General features: G+C 48.3%; 3 protein-coding genes. 2 read left to right on the forward strand and 1 reads right to left on the reverse strand.

The genetic code is table 11. The features are described from left to right. Positions 1-1,424 (forward strand): TonB family protein (locus SFV55_RS28825; protein WP_320033062.1); only part of this gene is annotated, 1,424 nt, incomplete at its 5' end. Positions 1,425-1,481: 57 nt separating this feature from the next. On the opposite strand, the gene SFV55_RS28830 is transcribed toward SFV55_RS28825, so the two are convergent. Further along, a complete protein-coding gene (locus SFV55_RS28830; protein ID WP_320033063.1) occupies positions 1,482-1,790 on the reverse strand; it encodes a hypothetical protein in 309 nt (102 codons plus the stop codon). 76 nt (positions 1,791-1,866) lie between these two features. Here SFV55_RS28830 and SFV55_RS28835 point away from each other — a divergent pair, with 76 nt between their 5' ends. Next, positions 1,867-3,492, forward strand: coding sequence for a glycerol-3-phosphate dehydrogenase/oxidase (locus SFV55_RS28835; RefSeq protein WP_320033064.1), 1,626 nt, complete (start codon positions 1,867-1,869; stop codon positions 3,490-3,492). Positions 3,493-3,811: the final 319 nt, after the last annotated feature.

The raw sequence follows: 3,811 nt of genomic DNA on the forward strand, positions 1-3,811 counted from the left end.
AATCCTTGTCCGGACCTTCGATTGCCCTCGTAAACCATTTTTCTACATCTCAACTCAAAAAACGTATTCACATGATGATGCGCAAAAAAACAGAGGGCCGGGCACAATTGCGCTATGCGCTAAGCTTGCCACTGCTGGTTGCACTGGGCTTTTTGTTTGCCCAAATCAACATTGAGGCACAAGTGCCTACTACTTCGCAAAATTCCACCCTGCCACCGCCACCGCCCATGACGGCACCCGGCGTAGTTGAAAAAGGAAAAGCTGAAGCACCCTACAGCAGCATGTCCCAAGAGGTAATCATTCGTAGAGATACCACACCGAAGGTACTTGAGGAACGGGTGGTCCAAGGTTTTCCATTGAACTCTGCTCAGCTTCAAGAATTGACAGTATTGAGTTATCCATATAGAGCAAATTCGACTAAAGAGTTTGTTGTTGTGGGGTTTGCGCCTAAAAAGGACTCTATTCCCGGCGAAGTATTTAAGGTAGTAGAAAAAATGCCCGAATATCCAGGGGGCATGGATGAATTGATTAAATTTTTAGCGCAAAATATCCGTTACCCTGAAATTGCTAAAAAAGAAAACATCCAGGGCATGGTGGTGGTACAATTCATCATCGACAAGGATGGTGCAATCATAGACCCTCACGTGGTACAAGGCATCGGTGGTGGTGCCAATGAAGAAGCCCTGAGGGTGGTAAGCATCATGCCCAAATGGAAGCCCGGCGTACAAAGAGGACAGGCCGTAAATGTGCAATTCAACTTGCCGATTCGCTTTATGTTGGAAGGGGGAGCTTCCGATAAAAAAGGTGAGGCGCCTAAGGAAATGCTCAAGGTTGTAGAGCAAATGCCAAGCTACCCTGGGGGCCAAGGCGATTTACTCAAATTTTTAGCAACAAACATCAACTACCCAAAAACAGCTAAGGACAATGGCATAGAAGGTATGGTTGTGGTACAATATGTCATTGAAAAAGACGGCAGCATCACGAATGCCAAGGTAGTAAAAGGCATTGGAGCGGGCTGTGACGAAGAAGCTTTGCGCGTGGTCAACGCGATGCCCAAGTGGATTGCAGGAAAACAACGTGGGCAGGCCGTAGCCGTCCAATTCAACCTTCCCATTCGTTTCAAATTGGACGATAAAAAATCCACTGAATTGCCTACCAATACGACGCGGCTAAAAGTAGAGGATTTCAAAGCCTCACCCAACCCCAGTAAAGGACTCTTCAACCTGAGCTTTCGAGCGGAGGGTAAGGCAACCAACATTGAAGTGTACAATATGGCCGGACAACGGGTTTACCAACAGTCACTCACCAAGTTTGACGGTACGTACAATGGTCAAATCGACCTGAGTAAAGAACCCAAAGGGGAATACCTGCTGCGGATTACCCAAGGTAGCGAGCAATACAGTCAAAAGATGTTGAAGCAGTAAGTGGATAGTTGAAGGTTTTGGGAAAATTTTCTCAAAACCTTCAACTATATACTACAACTAAAGCGCAGCAAATTTTGCAGCATAAACTTCCAATATTTGCTGGCTTTCCGCTGCTGTTTTTCCCTCTTCTTGCAAAATCGCTTGTACTATTTCGACAAGCCGCTCTTGAGTAATGCCTACCAAAATTGCCATTTTTTCAAGGGGGAACTCCTGAAGAGACCAAAGTGTTTGGACAAAAGCACGTTCCTTGGTCTCAATACCTTGTTCAATACCCTGCTCGATGCCTTGTTCAATACCTTGTTTTCTAACATCTTCCAAAATGGCTTCGCGAAGTCCCATCGGTATATCAGTTTTAATAATGTCCATTAAATTCTTTTCAAAATTAGCCTGAATTTCTGAATTAATAAAGTAATCCCTAACTTCGGCCAAACTGCCGAACCAAGTGAATCGCGTTCAACATCTGCACAAACTCCAAACGGAAACTTTCGACATCTGCATCATTGGCGCAGGCGCTTCGGGCGCTGGATGTGCGCTGGATGCAGCCCTGCGTGGCTTCAAAGTCGCCTTGATTGAAAAAGACGACTTCGCCGCTGCCACCTCTTCCAAGTCGACCAAACTCATCCATGGCGGGGTCCGCTACCTGGAGCAAGCCGTCAATAATTTTGATTTGGCCCAGCTCAAACAAGTGCGCCACGGACTGGAAGAGCGCCACATCGTCATCCAGAATGCCCCCTTCCTGGCGCATCCACTGCCGCTACTTACCCCTTGTTATTCTTGGGTGGAAGGCTGTTATTACGCCATTGGCCTGCGCGTTTACGACGCCTTTGCCAAAGGTGATAGCATGCCCAAAAGCCGCTGGATCAGCAAAAAGGAAGTTTTGCAACGCGCCAAAGGCCTGAGCCCTAAATTGCACAGTGCAGTGTTGTACTACGACGGCCAACTCGACGATGCCCGTTATTGCATGCTCCTGGCTAAAACAGCAGCCGAAAAAGGGGCCACTCTGGCCAACCACCTGCCCCTGCTCGGTTTTGAAAAAGACGAACAGGGCAAACTCCTTGCCGCTCAGGTACAGGATGAGTTGAGTGGAGAGCAATTTTCGATCCGCGCCCGTTTGTTCATCAACTGCACCGGAGCCCACGCCGATTTTGTGCGCCAACAGGCCAATCCAGCCCTGTCTGCCCGGATCATTCCCAGCAAAGGAGTCCACGCTGTTTTGCCACTCGAAACCTTGGGCAGCGCAGCAACCGCACTATTGATTCCCAAAACCACCGATGGCCGGGTCATTTTTGCCATTCCCTGGGAAAACAAACTCCTGCTGGGTACTACGGATACTCCTTACCAAAGTGAAGAAGAACCCATTCTGGAGCGCGAGGAAAGCGAATTTTTAATCGAAAACCTGAATCGTTACCTGGCTCAACCCATCGGTGTAGACCAGGTTAAAGCTGGTTTTGGGGGCCTCCGCCCCTTGATTGCTTCCGACCCCAATCGCTCTACCAAGGCGTTGGTGCGCGACCATGAAGTGGAATGGGACGCCCAGTCGGGGTTACTCAGCCTTCTGGGCGGCAAATGGACTACTTACCGCCTCATGGCCGCCGATACCATCAACGAGGCTTGCCAACATCTGGCCAGTGAAGCACCTTGTCGTACTGCAGAACAACTACTCGCCGGAGCGGAAGGCTATGATCCCCAGGCCTGGAAAAACTGGACCAGCCAGTTTGGCCTCGACTCCGATATTTGTGAACACCTTTCCCTCAAATATGGCAGCCGCGCCAGCCAGGTCCTGGAATTGTTGAATGAAAATGCAGAGTGGCGTAGCCGCTTACACCCCGCTTATCCTTTTATCCAGGCAGAAGTAATCTACCAGGCCCGCGCCGAAATGGCGGTACAACCCCGGGATGTGCTGGCTCGTCGCCTGCGGCTGGAAGTATTGGATTGGGCAGCAACGAAGGAAGTGACTCCGCTGGTTGCACAATTGCTGGGCCAGGAACTGGGTTGGACGGAGGAACAGGTTCAAAATGTGGCAAAGAATTATACTGATTTGGTGGATGGTTTTCAGGCTAAAATTTAAATAACTGCGTAATACTTTATCTATCTTAGACCTATTCTAAATAACTCCCAAATATTCCGCCTTTCTTGGATTTTCCCAAAAAAATCACTTGATTTGACAACCCGACGAAATAAAATTCTCGTATCTTCTTTTTGTTAAAGAGATACTCTTCTTATGACAGGATCTTCTGTAGATTGAGATTACCATTTTCGCAAGACACAAATTACCATAACCTATGTCAGTAAAAATTTCAGTAAGCATTAACGGGAAAAAATACACCAGTGAGGTTGAACCTCGCCAGTTGCTGGTGTACCACCTCCGTGAAGCTTTGGGACTTACC

The organism is Haliscomenobacter sp. (genome assembly GCF_033763495.1).
Taxonomy (GTDB): domain Bacteria; phylum Bacteroidota; class Bacteroidia; order Chitinophagales; family Saprospiraceae; genus Haliscomenobacter.

What these genes read in the sequence shown, in the direction of transcription:
- SFV55_RS28830 (WP_320033063.1), bottom strand. Translation starts at nt 1,790, where the DNA reads ATGGACATTATTAAAACTGATATACCGATGGGACTTCGCGAAGCCATT.